At 62.7% G+C, this 14426-nt stretch carries 13 protein-coding genes; 12 read left to right on the forward strand and 1 reads right to left on the reverse strand.

Annotated features, from left to right (window positions below):
* Positions 1-150: 150 nt before the first annotated feature.
* The 10 genes from JWR51_RS18930 to JWR51_RS18975 all read left to right on the forward strand — a co-directional run bounded on the left by JWR51_RS18930 (position 151) and on the right by JWR51_RS18975 (position 10550).
* Complete coding sequence (locus JWR51_RS18930) at positions 151-1155, forward strand: ABC transporter ATP-binding protein (protein ID WP_299751140.1); 1005 nt, start codon at positions 151-153, stop codon at positions 1153-1155.
* Positions 1156-1210: 55 nt separating this feature from the next.
* On the forward strand, positions 1211-2791 hold the full coding sequence (locus JWR51_RS18935) for a peptide ABC transporter substrate-binding protein (RefSeq protein WP_299751143.1): 1581 nt from the start codon (positions 1211-1213) through the stop codon (positions 2789-2791).
* Between the two features lie 62 nt (positions 2792-2853).
* Entirely contained in the window at positions 2854-3822 is a 969-nt protein-coding gene (locus JWR51_RS18940; protein WP_299751146.1) for an NAD-dependent epimerase/dehydratase family protein, read from the forward strand.
* Positions 3823-3952: 130 nt separating this feature from the next.
* A complete protein-coding gene (locus tag JWR51_RS18945; protein ID WP_299751149.1) occupies positions 3953-4501 on the forward strand; it encodes a cupin domain-containing protein in 549 nt (182 codons plus the stop codon).
* Positions 4498-4992 (forward strand): hypothetical protein, encoded by a 495-nt coding sequence (locus JWR51_RS18950; protein ID WP_299751152.1) that lies wholly within the window; start codon positions 4498-4500, stop codon positions 4990-4992. Before JWR51_RS18945 ends, JWR51_RS18950 begins: the two co-directional genes overlap by 4 nt.
* Before the next feature lie 62 nt (positions 4993-5054).
* The gene (locus JWR51_RS18955) at positions 5055-6665 is read left to right on the forward strand and encodes an ABC transporter substrate-binding protein (protein ID WP_299751155.1); all 1611 of its coding nucleotides are present in this window, start codon (positions 5055-5057) and stop codon (positions 6663-6665) included.
* A 189-nt stretch (positions 6666-6854) separates the two neighbouring features.
* On the forward strand, positions 6855-7889 hold the full coding sequence (locus tag JWR51_RS18960) for an ABC transporter permease (RefSeq protein ID WP_299751158.1): 1035 nt from the start codon (positions 6855-6857) through the stop codon (positions 7887-7889).
* A 197-nt stretch (positions 7890-8086) separates the two neighbouring features.
* Entirely contained in the window at positions 8087-8989 is a 903-nt protein-coding gene (locus tag JWR51_RS18965; RefSeq protein ID WP_299751161.1) for an ABC transporter permease, read from the forward strand.
* Positions 8986-9834: an ABC transporter ATP-binding protein gene (locus tag JWR51_RS18970; protein WP_299751164.1), complete on the forward strand. Its 849-nt coding sequence runs from the start codon at positions 8986-8988 to the stop codon at positions 9832-9834. Before JWR51_RS18965 ends, JWR51_RS18970 begins: the two co-directional genes overlap by 4 nt.
* Positions 9831-10550 (forward strand): ABC transporter ATP-binding protein, encoded by a 720-nt coding sequence (locus JWR51_RS18975; protein WP_299751167.1) that lies wholly within the window; start codon positions 9831-9833, stop codon positions 10548-10550. The genes JWR51_RS18970 and JWR51_RS18975 overlap by 4 nt, the downstream gene beginning before the upstream one ends.
* A 146-nt stretch (positions 10551-10696) precedes the next feature.
* Here JWR51_RS18975 and JWR51_RS18980 read toward each other — a convergent pair whose 3' ends face one another.
* On the reverse strand, positions 10697-12325 hold the full coding sequence (locus tag JWR51_RS18980) for an MFS transporter (protein ID WP_299751170.1): 1629 nt from the start codon (positions 12323-12325) through the stop codon (positions 10697-10699).
* Between the two features lie 199 nt (positions 12326-12524).
* On the opposite strand from JWR51_RS18980, the gene JWR51_RS18985 reads away from it, so the two are divergent.
* Positions 12525-13505 (forward strand): LLM class flavin-dependent oxidoreductase, encoded by a 981-nt coding sequence (locus JWR51_RS18985; RefSeq protein WP_299751172.1) that lies wholly within the window; start codon positions 12525-12527, stop codon positions 13503-13505.
* Between the two features lie 351 nt (positions 13506-13856).
* Positions 13857-14378: a heme-binding beta-barrel domain-containing protein gene (locus JWR51_RS18990; protein WP_299751175.1), complete on the forward strand. Its 522-nt coding sequence runs from the start codon at positions 13857-13859 to the stop codon at positions 14376-14378.
* Positions 14379-14426: the final 48 nt, after the last annotated feature.

Genomic DNA, 14426 nt, shown 5'->3' on the forward strand with positions numbered 1-14426 from the left:
CGAGCCGCATCCACCGGCGGACACCTCCCCCTTGACGCGGGGAGGTTGGGAGAGGGTGTTCGGAGCCCCGATGCTACCGGTACAAACCACCCCCCTCCCCACCTCTCTCCGCAAGGGGGAGGGTGCCGCCTCCAGTTTGGCTGTGTACCCGTGACCGATACCGCTCCGCTCGTCTCCCTCCGCAACCTGCACAAGCATTTCCACCTTGGCGGCAACCTGCTCGGCCGCAACAGGGCCGTGCTGCGTGCTGTGGACGGCGTCGATCTGGATATCCGCCGTGGCGAGACGCTAGGGCTGGTGGGGGAGAGCGGGTGCGGCAAGTCGACCTTGGCACGGACACTGATCCGGCTCTATCAGCCGACATCGGGCGAAATGCTATTCGACGGCACCGACATCGCGCCGCTGAGCGAGCGGACGCTGGCGCCGTTCCGCAGCCGGATGCAGATGATTTTCCAGGACCCCTATGCATCGCTGAACGGGCGCATGACGGTGCGCGACCTGATCGCGGAGCCGCTGGAAATTGCGCGGATAGGCACGCCGCAGACCCGGACGGAGCGCGTCTTCGAACTTCTCAAGCGCGTCGGGCTCAACCCCGATCACGCAACGCGGTTTGCGCATGAATTTTCCGGCGGGCAGCGGCAGCGCATCGGCATTGCCCGGGCCATCGCGCTCAATCCGGACCTGGTGATCTGCGACGAGCCAATTTCGGCGCTGGACGTGTCGATCCAGGCGCAGGTGGTCAATATGCTGGAGGATCTGCAGGACGAATTGGGGCTGACCTATCTGTTCATCACCCATGACCTGTCGATGGTGCGGCATATCTCGGATCGGATCGGGGTGATGTATCTGGGTCGTATCGTCGAGCTGGCGAGCAATCACGACCTCTATGTCCGGCCCAGCCACCCCTACACGCGAGCGCTGCTGGCCTCCATTCCGGTGCCCGATCCGACGGTGCGTCGCGAGAGCGAGCCGATGCGTGGGGAAATCCCCAGCCCGATCGATATTCCCAGCGGGTGCCGGTTTCGGACGCGGTGTCCGCTGGCCACCGAACTCTGCGCGGCGCAAGAGCCGCCGCTTCGCGATATCGGCGGGGGGCACCTCGCCGCCTGCCACTATGCCGGTGACACGGCCATGCAAACGGGACAGGCTGCGTGATCGCAGCCCGCCATCAACCAGGCCGGATCGAACCGGCCCGTAACAGGAGAGAAACATGCACAAGCTGATACTGCCACTGGTGACAGCCGCCCTGCTCGCCAGCACCGCCTGGGCGATGGCCGCCGGCGAATTGACCTATGTGGTCAACAACGAGAGCGCCAAATACGATCCCGGCACCACGGCCGAGACCTTTGCGGCGCCGATCATCGGCAATACTTTCGAGGGCTTGGTGCGGTTCGACAAGGCGGGCGAGATCGTCCCTGCCCTCGCCGAAAAGTGGGAAGTGTCCGAGGACGGACTGACCTATACGTTCCACCTGCGCGACGCCAAGTGGAGCGACGGCAAGCCCGTGGTGGCCGGCGATTTCGTTTATGCTTGGACCCGCGTGCTCGATCCCGCGACCGGCGCGATGAATTCGGCCATGCTCTACCCCATCGTGGGCGCCGAGGAGCATTACAATGCTGCCGGCAAGGGCGATATTTCCGTCTCCGCCCCCGACGACAAGACGCTGACCTTCACGCTCAAGGCGCGCGTCCCCTACATGATGCAGTTGTTGACCTACACGACCTTCTTCCCGGTGCGCGAAGACGTGGTGGCGGCCGATCCCGAAGGTTGGACCCGCAATCCCGCCACCTTTATCGGCACCGGGCCATTCCGCGTCACCGAGTTCAATGCCGGCGAATCCGTGGTGTTCGAAAAGAACCCGAACTATTACGACGCCGCGGCGGTGAGCCTCGACAAGCTCACCTTCCGGCTCATCCCCGATCCCGCGACGGCGCTGGCGGCCATGGAAGCCGGCGATGTCGATGGCATCGAAGCGGTGCCGGCGCCGGAAATTCCGCGTCTGTCGGTCGAGAGCGACGCCTTCATGGTCGTGCCGGCACTCGGCACCACCTATGCATTCTTCAACCCGGCGCAGAAGCCGCTCGATGACGTCCGTGTCCGCAAGGCGCTGTCGATGGCGATCGATCGCGAGGAAATCGTCGAGTTCGTGCTGCAATCGGCCGATATCCCGGCCATGGGCGTGGTGCCGCCGGGAATGATCGTGGACGGTCAGGAATTCACCGAGGGTCGCGATACCTTCGGCCTGGCCCCCACCGCCGAAGTCGAGGGTGCCAAGGCGTTGCTGGCCGAAGCCGGCTATCCGGATGGCAAGGGGTTCCCCGATACGGTGTTCGTGACCTATTCGTCCCCACCGATCGAAAAGCTGCTCGAAGCCATTCAGCAGATGTGGAAGAAGAATCTCAATATCGACGTAAAAATCCAGGCCAGCGAGTGGCAAGTGTTCTATCCCGAAGTGCAGAAGGTGCAGTACCAGATCGCGCAGATGGGCTGGGGCGCCGATTATCCGCACCCAATGACCTTCCTCGACAATTTCGTCACCGGCAGCCCGAACAATCTCGCCGGCTGGTCCAATGCCGAATACGACGCCGATATCGCCGCCGCCAAGGCCACGGGCGACGAGGCGGAGTCGCTCAAGGACATGCGCGCCGCCGAGGCGATCATGATGAACGAGCATATCATCCTGCCGCAGTACCACCGCAACAACTACATGATGATGAGCCCCAAGGTGACCGGCTTCTGGCGCTCGACGCTGAACGTGCCGTATTTCCGCGACGCGCAGATCACGGAATAAACGACTGAAATGACGATGCCGCCGCGGGCAATCGCGGCGGCACTTTATCGAGGAGTAAGAGCATGACGGTTGCGGTTATTGGCGGCACGGGTTTTCTGGGCAAGGCGGTGGCAAGGCGCCTGCTGGCAGGCGGCCAGGATGTTTTGGTGATCGCGAGGGGCCGTGAGCCGGTAGCGCTGCCGCCCGGTGTGAAGTTCGAAGCGGCCGACCGGATGGATAGCGGGGCCATTGCCGCTCTGCTCAAGGCCAACGGCGTGACTGCCATCATCGATATTTTCACGCTCAGCCTGCGCAATACCCAGCCGGTGCTTGACGCAGTTGGCACGGTCGGCGGGCGCTACGTGCTGGTCAGTTCGACGGACGTCTATTCGAACTACGGCGGGCTGCTGAAGAAGGAAAATCCGGCGGTTCGCCTGGAGCCGGCGACCGAGGATTCGCCGCTGCGCACATTGCGGTTTCCCTATCGCGGCAATTCGCGTCGGCCGAAGGGCGTCGAGGATGGGCTGTTCGAGGACTATGATAAGATCCCCATCGAGGAAGCGGCTCGGGCCGACACGCGGTTCGAAACGACGATCCTGCGCCTGCCGATGATTTTTGGCCCCGAGGACAAGCAGCATCGCTTCGCCTGGGCGATCAAGAATGCGACTGCGGGCCAGCCATTCACCATCGATGCGCGGGCGGCGAAGGCGCGCAATTCCTATGGCTATATCGATGATATGGCCGAGGCGCTGGTGCTGGGGGCCACCCACCCTGCAGCAGCGGGGCGGACCTATAATGCCGCGCAACGCGAGGTTCGCACGGTGCGGCAATGGGCCGAAACCATCCTGGATGCCATGGGTGTGGAGGCCGAGATCGTCGCGGTTCCATCCGAGGCCAAGGGCATCATGTTCGAGCGGGCCGAGGCCTCCAACATGGACTACCCCCTGACCCTGGACAGCACGCGCATCCGGACCGAGCTGGGTTATGCCGAAACGATCAGCGAGCGCGAGGCGCTGGAGCGCACCATAGCGTGGGAGCTGTCGCAAAACTGACTCACGGACGTTGACAAAGTCTCGCCATAATTTAGTCTGGCTAAAATCTTTGGTCGCCTGGGGTTATGTATTGTCGGAGTTGACTGCCGAGCGTGGAGCGAAAGCCGAACCAGCCGAGTCTGCCGTCGACATGACTCTCGGTCAGCGGCTGCGCGCCCGCCGCAAGGCCATCGGCAAGACCTTGCAGCAGGTGGCCACGGAATCGTCGCTGACCGTGGGGTTCATCTCCCAGATCGAACGCGGCATTTCCACCCCGTCGCTGGCCTCGCTCTACAATGTCGCCAAGGCCCTCGAAACCACTGTCGACCATTTCGTCTCGAAAGCCCCGGCCCGCAGCCACAGCGTGGTCAGCCATTCGGGCCAGCGCCAGACCTACAAGGTCGGCGGCACGGCGCGGTTCTATGAATTCCTCGAGCGCGGCTTTCCCGAGGCCAAGCTCAATGCCTGCCTGTCGCATTGTCCGCCCGGCCATCTGACCGAAATGATGAGCCACGAGGGCGAGGAGATCGTCTACCTTGTCTCCGGCACGATGCGCTACGAGGTCGATGGCCAAACCTATCTGCTCGGACCCGGCGATACGCTGCATTTCGACTCGCACAAGCCGCATCGGGGTGAGAATATCGGCACCGAGACCGCGGTCGAACTTTGGGTCGGCACGATGAGGTTGTTTCCGGAATGAGCATGCTCAATCCCGCCATGGCCGCGAAGCTATCCGAAGCGCTCGCTGCTGGGCCGCAGGCCCTGTTTGCCGTGCTGTCGGAGCTGTTCACCGCCGTGCCAGGCATTCGCACTGCGACCTTCATCGCCACCGCGCCGGACCGATCGGTGACCCACCGGATCGGCACGTCCAATCCAGTTGATTTCCCGATCGGCAATGTCGATCCCGTGGACGACAGCGCCTGGAACCGGCGCATCCTGGGTGAGATGAAGCCCGTGATCGGGAACGACGTGCCCGGCGTGGCGGCGTTTATTCCCGAGGTCGACCAATTGGCCGCCATGGGCTATGGGGCCTGCTCGTGCTTTCCCATCGTCATCGCCGCGGAGACACGCGGCGTGGTGGCGCTGCTGGGCGATGCGGGCGTTTTCACCCCCGGCGCCCTTGCCGAAATCAATACAATTCTGCCCATTGCCGCGCTGATCTTCACCTTCGGGGGGATCAGCGAGCGATGATGTATGCGCCTGCAACCGGCCGTTCGCGCCGGATCGACAATCCTTCAACCAGGGAGACTGCCATGCGCCTGTTCAAGACGCTCGCGGCTGTCGCCTTCGGAGCGGTGATGACCGTTTCCGGAGCAATAGCCGAGACGCCCAAGAATACCCTCGTCATCGCGGACGCGATCGACGACATCATTACCCTCGATCCGGGTGAAGTCAGCGAAGTTGGCGGCGTGCTCGCCAGCCAGCAGATTTATCAGCCGCTGGTGAGCTTCGACCCCGCCGACGCGACCAAGATTTTCGGCGTTCTGGCCGAAAGCTGGACCGTTTCGGAAGACGGCAAGACCTTCACCTTCAAGATGAACCCGGCCGCCAAGTTCGCCTCGGGCAATCCAGTGACCGCGCACGACGCCGAATATTCGCTGCAGCGCGTCATCCTGATCGATAGCCGCATCTCGTTCATCCTGACCCAGTTCGGCCTGACCAAGGAAAACGTCGCAGAGAATATCAAGGCGGTCGATGACCAGACCCTGGTGCTCAAGGTCGACCAGAAATACGCGCCGAGCTTCGTGCTCTACGTGCTGTCGTCCTTCACCGGCGGCATCGTCGACTCCGTGCTGGTGAAGCAGCATGAAGGCGTGCTGGCCGCTGGCGGCAACGACTATGGCAATGCCTGGCTGAAGAGCGAAAATTCGGCTGGCTCGGGCCCCTATGTGCTGACCAAGTGGGATCCGAAGGTTTCGATCCTGTTGTCGCGCAACGACAATTTCTGGCAGACCCCTCCGGGCGTCGAGCGCATTTTCCTGCAGCACATGCCGGAAAGCGCGACGCAGCGCCTGGCACTGGAAAAGGGCGATATCGACATCGCCAACAAGCTTGGCCCCGATGATATCGGCGCCGTTTCGGCCAATCCCGATGTGTCGATCATGGAAGGCAATTCCTCCACGATCTATTATTTCGGCCTGAACGTCCGTAACGAAGCCTTGAGCAATCCCAAGGTCGTGGAAGCCATGAAGTACCTGGTGGATTACCAGGGCATTGCCGACAGCATCGGCCGCGGCACCGTCAAGGTGCACCAGACCATGATCCCCGACGGGTTCCTGGGCGGTAATATCAACTACAACCCCTACTCGCTCAACGTCGAGAAGGCCAAGGCGCTGATCGCCGAGAGCGGCGTTGCACTGCCGATCAAGCTGGCGACGGTGGTGTGGAACACCTCGCCCTATACCGAATATGCCCAGGCCGTTCAGGCCACCATGGCGCAGGCCGGTATCGAGCTGGACCTGCAGGTTGTCGACGGCGGCCAGTGGCTCGACCGCTACCGCTCGCATGACCTGGATATCTGGTTCGGCCTCTGGGGTCCGGATTATCCCGATCCGCATTCCAACGCCAAGGCGTTCACGGTCAACGACAAGGCCAATCCCGATGGCCAGCATGGCAACCTCGCCGACCGCTTCGGCTGGGATTCGGGCCCGCTGTCTGACGAAGTGCTCGCCGCCGTACAGGAGCAGGACGTCGAAAAGCGCAAGGCGATGTACGACACCATCCAGCGCGCCCACACCGATAGCTCGCCGTTCGTCTACATGTTCCAGGACAGCCGCAAGGTTGCCATGCGCTCCAACGTCAAGGGTGTCGTGCTCGGCATCACCTTCTCGGACGACCGCTATGGTGGCGTGACGAAGGAATAATAAGCAGGTCGGCGGCCAACCGAAACGGCGGCCGCCGACCTCTACTATGCTCCCTTCACCGGGTCATTCCCGCGAAGGCGGGAACCTCCGTTTACTACCGAAGATCGCCAACAGAGGTCCCCGCCTTCGCGGGGATGACTCCGTGGAAAAGCCAATGCAATCAGTCCCAACGCAGCTAGGCCACACCGCTTGACCGCACCCAGACCGCCCGCAGTCCGCATCATTTTCGGCATCGCCTCCTGGCTGCTCACCGTGGCCATCACGCTGCTGGGGCTGGCGGCGCTGACCTTCTTTATCGGCCGCGTACTGCCGATCGATCCGGTGCTCAAGATTGTCGGCGAGAAGGCAGCGCCGGAAGTCTATCAGCGCGTATTCCTTGAACTGGGGCTCGACAAACCCGTCTGGCAGCAGTTCTGGGAATACATCATCAAGATCCTGCGCGGCGACTTCGGCACATCGTTCTCCACCACTCGCCCGGTGCTGACCGACCTGCTCAATTTCTTTCCGGCGACACTGGAGCTATCGACACTCGGCCTCGTGCTTGGCGTCGTGCTCGGCGTGCCCATGGGTGTCGCCTCGGCCTATTGGCACGAGAAATGGCCGGACCATCTGATCCGCATTGTCGGCCTGATCGGCTATTCTGTGCCGATCTTCTGGCTCGGGCTGGTTGGGTTGTTCGTATTCTATTACCGCCTCGGCTGGGTCTCCGGCCCGGGCCAGCTCGATGTGTTCTTTGTCGGCGTGGTCGATCGCTGGACCGGCTCGATCCTCATCGACAGCGCGCTGCAGGGCGAGTGGGAAATCTTCTTCAACGCCATCAGCCACATGACGCTGCCGACAATTTTGCTCGGCTATTACAGCCTGGCCTATATTTCGCGCATGACCCGCTCGGTGATGCTCGACCAGCTCACCCGCGAATATGTGCTGACCGCGCGCCTCAAGGGCGCCAGCGAATTCCGCGTGGTCATGGGCCATGCCCTACGCAACGCGGCCATTCCGCTGGTTACCGTTATCGCGCTCAGCTATGGCGGCCTGCTCGAAGGCTCGGTGCTGATCGAGACGATCTTCTCCTGGCCCGGCATCGGCAATTACATCTATTCGTCGCTGTTCGCCGCCGACATGAATGCCGTGCTGGGTGGTACTCTGCTGGTCGGGGTAGTCTTCGTGTTCCTCAACATGCTGAGCGACGTGCTGTATCGCACGCTCGACCCGCGTTCGCGATAGGAGGGAACCATGACGAGCATAACCCTGAATATTGCAGTCGACACCCTCCCCCTTCGCGGGGAGGGATCAAGGGTGGGGGGACGTTTAGCCCCCACCCAACATTGTGGCTCCGCACACCCCCACCCTACCTCCCCCGTCAAGGGGGAGGAGCTGTTCGGCGTATGCGGTGTCTCAGTGCAACGCGGGGAGCTATGCTCATGAGCGTTATTGCCGATCCCATCATCGATCCGAAGCGCGCCCTCCGCGCCGCGCGGATTGCCGAATTCAAGAGTTTCGCCCGTCGCTTCATGCGCAATCCGCTCGGCATGGTCGGGCTGGTGATCGTCATTGCGCTACTGGTCTGCGCGGCGCTGGCGCCGATCCTGGCGACGCACGATCCCTATCTCCCCGCACTGAGCGATCGCCTGGCTGCGCCGGGCGCCGAATACTGGTTCGGGGCGGATGAACTGGGCCGCGATATCTACTCGCGCATCATCTATGGCTCGCGCCTGACGCTGCTGATCGTGGCGCTGGTGATCGTCACCTCCGCCCCGGTGGGCCTCGTCATCGGCGCCATCGCCGGCAATTACGGTGGCTGGGTCGACCGCATCTTCATGCGCATCACCGACGTATTCCTGGCCATTCCGAAGCTGCTGCTGGCGCTGGCTTTCGTGGCGGCGCTCGGGCCCGGCATCGTCAATGCCGCGCTGGCGATCACGCTCACAGCCTGGCCGCCTTATGCGCGACTGGCGCGGGCCGAGGCGCTGATCGTGCGCAATTCGGACTATGTGAACGCGATCCGGCTCGCCGGCGCATCGGATTTCCACATCATCGTCTACCACATCATGCCGATGTGCCTGTCCTCGGTCATCGTGCGCATGACCTTCGACATGGCTGGCATTATCCTGACCGCGGCAGGCCTCGGCTTTATCGGCCTCGGCGCCCAGCCGCCTTTGCCCGAATGGGGCGCGATGATCTCGACCGGGCGCAAGTTCATCTTCGATCAATGGTGGGTGGCGACCGTGCCTGGCTTTGCGATTTTCATCGTCAGCCTGGGCTTTAACCTCCTGGGTGATGCCATGCGCGATCTACTCGACCCGCATCTGAGGCAGCGCCGATGAGCGACAATCTGGTCGAAATCGAAGACCTGCGCATCGCCTTCCCGCGCGAAGGCGGCATGACCGATGCCGTGCGTGGCGTCTCGCTGTCGCTCGGCCGCGAAAAGCTGGGCATCGTGGGCGAGAGCGGATCTGGCAAAAGCCTGACCGGCCGTGCCCTGCTCGGCGTATTGCCTTCGTATGCCCGCGTGAGCGTTGACAAGATGATGTTCGATGGCATCGACCTGACCACCGCCTCCCCCAAGCTTCGCCGCTCGCTGCGGGGCGGGCGCATGGGGATGATCCTGCAGGACCCAAAATTCTCGCTCAACCCGGTGATGCGGGTGGGCTTGCAAATCGTCGAGGCGATCCGCATCGGTGACAAGAAGCTGCCCAAGCGCGAGGCCTACAGCCAAGCGCTCGCCATCCTCGAGGCCGTCCATATCCGCGATCCCGAACGCGTTTTTTCGCTCTATCCGCATGAGCTTTCCGGCGGCATGGGCCAGCGCGTCATGATCGCCATGATGGTTGTGCGCGAGCCCGACCTGCTGATCGCCGACGAGCCGACGTCGGCGCTCGATGTCACCGTGCAGACGCAGGTGCTGTCGATCCTCGATGAGCTGGTCACGCGTCGCGGCATGGGGTTGATTTTCATTAGCCACGACCTGCGGCTGGTGTCACGGTTCTGCGACCGGGTCATCGTCATGTATGCCGGCCAGATCGTCGAAACCATTCGTGCCGATCGACTGAACGAGGCGACACATCCCTACACGCGGGGTCTGCTCGCGTGCCTGCCGACGATCGACGGGCCGCTCGATCCCCTGCCCGTGCTGCAACGCCAGGCAAGCTGGCTGGAGGCCCGACCATGATCAAGGTCGATCATCTCACAGTCAATTTCGGACCGTCGGTCGCCGTGCGCGATGTCAGCTTCTCAGTGGCACAAGGCGAGAGCTTTGGGCTGGTGGGCGAGAGCGGGTCGGGCAAGTCCACCATTTTGCGCACCGTCATGGGGCTCAATCCCGATTGGTCGGGTTCGATCAAGATCGACGGACAGGACACCAAGTCGACTAGCCGCACCGACCTGGCGCGACGGGTGCAGATGGTGTTCCAGGACCCCTACGCATCGCTGCATCCGCGCTACGTCATCGGTCATGCAATTGCTGAACCAATGCGTATCAATAAGATGCCCAATCCGGAGAAACGTACACTCGAATTGCTGGACCTGATCGGGCTAGGCGGACAGTTCCGGTTCCGCTTTCCGCACGAGCTTTCGGGAGGCCAGCGCCAGCGCGTCGCCATCGCCCGCGCCCTCGCGCTGAACCCCAAAATCCTGCTGCTGGACGAGCCGACCTCGGCGCTGGATGTGTCGATCCAGGCGGAAATCCTCAACCTGCTCAATCAGTTGCGCAAGGAGCTGAACCTGACCTTCGTCATCGTCAGTCACGATCTGGCGGTGATTTCCTACATGTGCGATCGCCTGATGGTGATGCGCAACGCGGAGGCGGTGGAAACGCTGAGCCGCAGCCAATTGCGCAGCCGCGATATTGCCCAGAGCTACACACGCGAACTGATCGCCGCAAGTTAGCGCCAAGTCATGATCTGCTGCTAAACTGTAAAGACTTAAATAACACACGCGGGACTAGTGTGCGCCATGGCCTCGTGGCGGAGCGTTACGCGGGGGATTGCAACTCCCCACACCCTTGGTTCAAGTCCAGGGCGAGGCCTCCATATTCACGGCGGATCGATAGTGCTGCGCGGCTCGGCGATGGCGGTCAGCCAATCGGTCGGACGCTCGACAAAGCGCGTTACCACCGGCGCATCAGGCCCCTCATGCAAAGCCCGAACATGGTCGCCGACCTCGGCATCGGCCTTGGTCATGCGCAGGTTATGGCGCACATATTCGGTCCAGGTCGGGGTTTGGTAGCGTTCCACCCACACGTCCGGATGGCCAAGATCGCGCAGCAGGGTCCAGTGGCGGGCACCGTCGCGGCGGCGGATGCGTTTGCGGTCGGCCATGACGCGGAGGAATTCAGCCAGGTGGTGTGGCTTGATGATGTAGGCGATCTGGATCACGATCGGGCCGCTGCGCGCTTCGAGGTCTAGTTCAAGCGCCGGCTCTTTCCAGCGGTTGAGCGGGTCGAGATCGAGGGTCGAACGTTGCGGCAATGGCAGGACCAAGCCAAGCGCGGCCCCAGCCAGCATCAGCCCCCCTGCCCCGGCCAAGGCGAGTTGCAGGCCATAAAGCTCGGCGGCGAGGCCCCAAAGCCAACTGCCCAGCGCCATGCCACCAAAGGTCGCCGTCTGGTAGAGCGATAGAGCTCGGCCCACGACCCAGCGCGGCGACGCCAGTTGGACAGAGACGTTAAAGAGCGACAAGGCCAGCACCCAGCCGGCGCCCCCGATGAGCAGTGACGCACCGGTTAGCCAGGGTGAGGTGCTGGTGCCGGTGATGGCGGCGCAGATGGCGAAGCCGATAAAGGCCATCCGCACCACGGCTTCGCTGCTGAAGTGCTGATGCAGCCGATTGCCCAGCAAGGCGCCGCCGACGGCGCCCAGTCCGAACGCGCCAAGCATCAGGCCGTAGGTCAGCGGCCCGCCGCCGAGCAGGGTTCCGGACACAACCGGCAGCAGCGCCATCACGGTGATGGCTGTAAAGCCGAAGATCAAGCTGCGTAGCATCACCTGGTAGATATTGGGCGACATGGCCACGTAGCGGATGCCCGACAACATGGCCGCGCCCATGGATTCGCGCGGCAGCAGGGCCACGGCGTTACCCGGTTTCCAGCGAAACAGCACCACGATCAGCGCCAGATAGCTCAGCGTATTGATGGCAAAGGCTGCGGCCGCGCCAGCCGCTGCCACCACAATGCCGCCGACGGCCGGGCCGACACTGCGCGACAGGTTGAAGCCGATGGAATTGAGCGCCACTGCCGAGGGCAGGTGATCGCGCGGTACCAGATCGCCGACCGATGCTTGCCAGGATGGATTGTTGATTGCGGTGCCGCAGCCGAGCAGGAAGGTGAACGCCAGCAGCAGCCACGGCGACATCATGCCCAGATAGGTCAGCACCATCAGGGTGGCGGACACGGCCAGCATGAAGCATTGGGCGGCGAGCATGACCCGGCGGCGGTTGAAGCTATCGGCGATGGCCCCGCCCACGAGCGAAAACAGCATGATCGGCAGGGAAATCGAGGCCTGGACCAGCGCCACCATATCGACCGAGGAGGCGATCGAGGTCATCAGCCAGGCGGCGCCGACGCTCTGGATCAGCCCGCCGAAACTGGACGCCAGATTGGCCAGCCAGATGCTGCGGAAGGTCGGATGGGCGAAAGGGGCGAGAGCCGAAGCGCGTTCTGTCACCGGGATACTCAGAGTGAAGTTGCAGAATGGCCCAAGCGCGCCGGTGCCGCAACCTGGGCATGCCGAAAATGTGCCTGCCGAGCAGGTAATTTAGCGCCTGCGGTGGCAAATGGCTGGGCTGCGCCCCATATGCGCCAGAGGTTTACGTGGACGCATCGTCGCTTACCGATATAAGCATTCAGACCTCGGAGAATTTCCCATGACTGCCTTGTCCATCCTCGATCTGGTGCGCGTCAGCGAGACCACCGATGCGCGCGGCGCGCTCGATAATGCCCGCGATCTCGCGGCCCACGCCGAAGGCTGGGGCTATCGCCGCTTCTGGGTTGCCGAACATCATAACGCGCCCGGCATTGCCAGCGCCGCGACCTCGCTGGTCATCGCCCATATCGCCGCCGGCACGAAGACCATCCGCGTTGGCTCGGGCGGCATCATGCTGCCCAACCATGCGCCCTATATTATCGCCGAGCAGTTCGGCACGCTGGCGCGGCTGTTTCCGGGGCGGATCGACCTGGGGCTGGGCCGCGCGCCAGGCACCGACCAGATGACCGTGCGCGCACTGCGCCGCTCGCCGGAGAATGCCGAGAACTTTCCCAATGACGTGCTGGAGTTGCAGGCGTATTTCGCGCCAGCGGTGCCCGGCCAGCGGCTGCAGGCGGTCCCGGCGGCGGGCACGGAGATGCCGCTGTGGATCCTGGGATCTAGCACGTTCGGCGCGGTGCTGGCGGCGGAACTCGGCCTGCCCTATGCGTTCGCGTCCCATTTCGCACCGGCGCAATTGATGCCCGCGCTCGCGCTTTACCGCGAGCGGTTTAAGCCCTCCGAACAATTGGCGGAGCCCTATGTGATGGCCGGCCTCAATATCGTTGCTGCCGAAACCGATGCCGAGGCGCACCGGTTGGCCACCACGCAATTGATGTCGTTTGCCGATATTTTTCGCGGCGCGCGCGGGCTGAGCCAGCCGCCCATCGACGATATCGAGACCTATTGGACGCCGCAGGAAAAGGCGCAAGCGTCCCAGATGCTGTCGCGCCGGATTGTCGGAGCACCCGACACAGTGCGCGCGGGAATGGCGGCGTTCGTGGCCGAAACCGGCATCGATGAACTGATCATCGTCTCGGACGTTTACGACCATGCGGCGCGCCTGCACTCCTTCGAGCTGATTGCCGCGGCCCAAGAATAGACCCGTGATTGGATGTGCTTGCCGGAACGTGTCAGGAACTATCCAGCGCATCGCTATCTCGCCGGGTTGGCTGCAATCGGGTTACCCTCACTGCATCGGCGGCGACCGCAGCAGCAACGGACAGAGCGCGACCGACAATTACGGAGTGACCCACAATATTGCAATTTCAATGGTCTTCGCCCCGCCTGGCGGCCTCGACTGACGAGTGCGCGCTTCTTGAGTGGATTGGCGCAAGTTCGCAGTAGAAACCGCCGGCCGCTGACGTGTAAGAGTTGATTCATAGGTTCTAGGTCGGCCGCTACGATTCCAAACACGAAGCTGGTATCAATCAAACAGACGAGGCGGATAGTAATGAATGCTTTTTTCAAGGTAGTCGGGGTCGCTCTGTTGTTGCAGTTAGCGACGCTGGGTGCCTCGCAGGTTGCGGCCGGTGAGACCGAGCTGGCGGTCCTGACCTCCTATGTGGGCAACTGGCAGGGTGAAGGCGCGCTGGTGGGCGGCGACAAGCCGGAACCGTTCCGTTGCCGCATGGCCATCGCCAAAGGCAATCAGTCGAAGGTGACCTATACGGGGCGTTGCAGCCTGGTCAGTGCCAACCTATCCATCAGCGGCACCATCGCCTTTAATGACGAGCGCGGACAATACGAAGCGGCGATGAGTTCCAATGCCGGCTTTACCGGCCTCGCGGTTGGCAGGCTGCGGGGCGACGACATTACCTTCGACCTGAAAGAGCGGCAGCGGGATCGCAGTGGCAGCGATGTACGGATCGGCTCGCAGATCATGCTGATCGACGGCAACATTACGGTCAATTTCGAGGTCGAATTCAACAATTCCGGGGATGTGCTGCGTGCCTCTGTTCCCTTTGCCCGATAACCGATCATAGTGCGCATGCGCCGGTTGTCGTCACCAGAAAATCTGGGG

Origin of the sequence: Devosia sp., from assembly GCF_028290625.1 — a bacterium.
Taxonomy (GTDB): domain Bacteria; phylum Pseudomonadota; class Alphaproteobacteria; order Rhizobiales; family Devosiaceae; genus Devosia.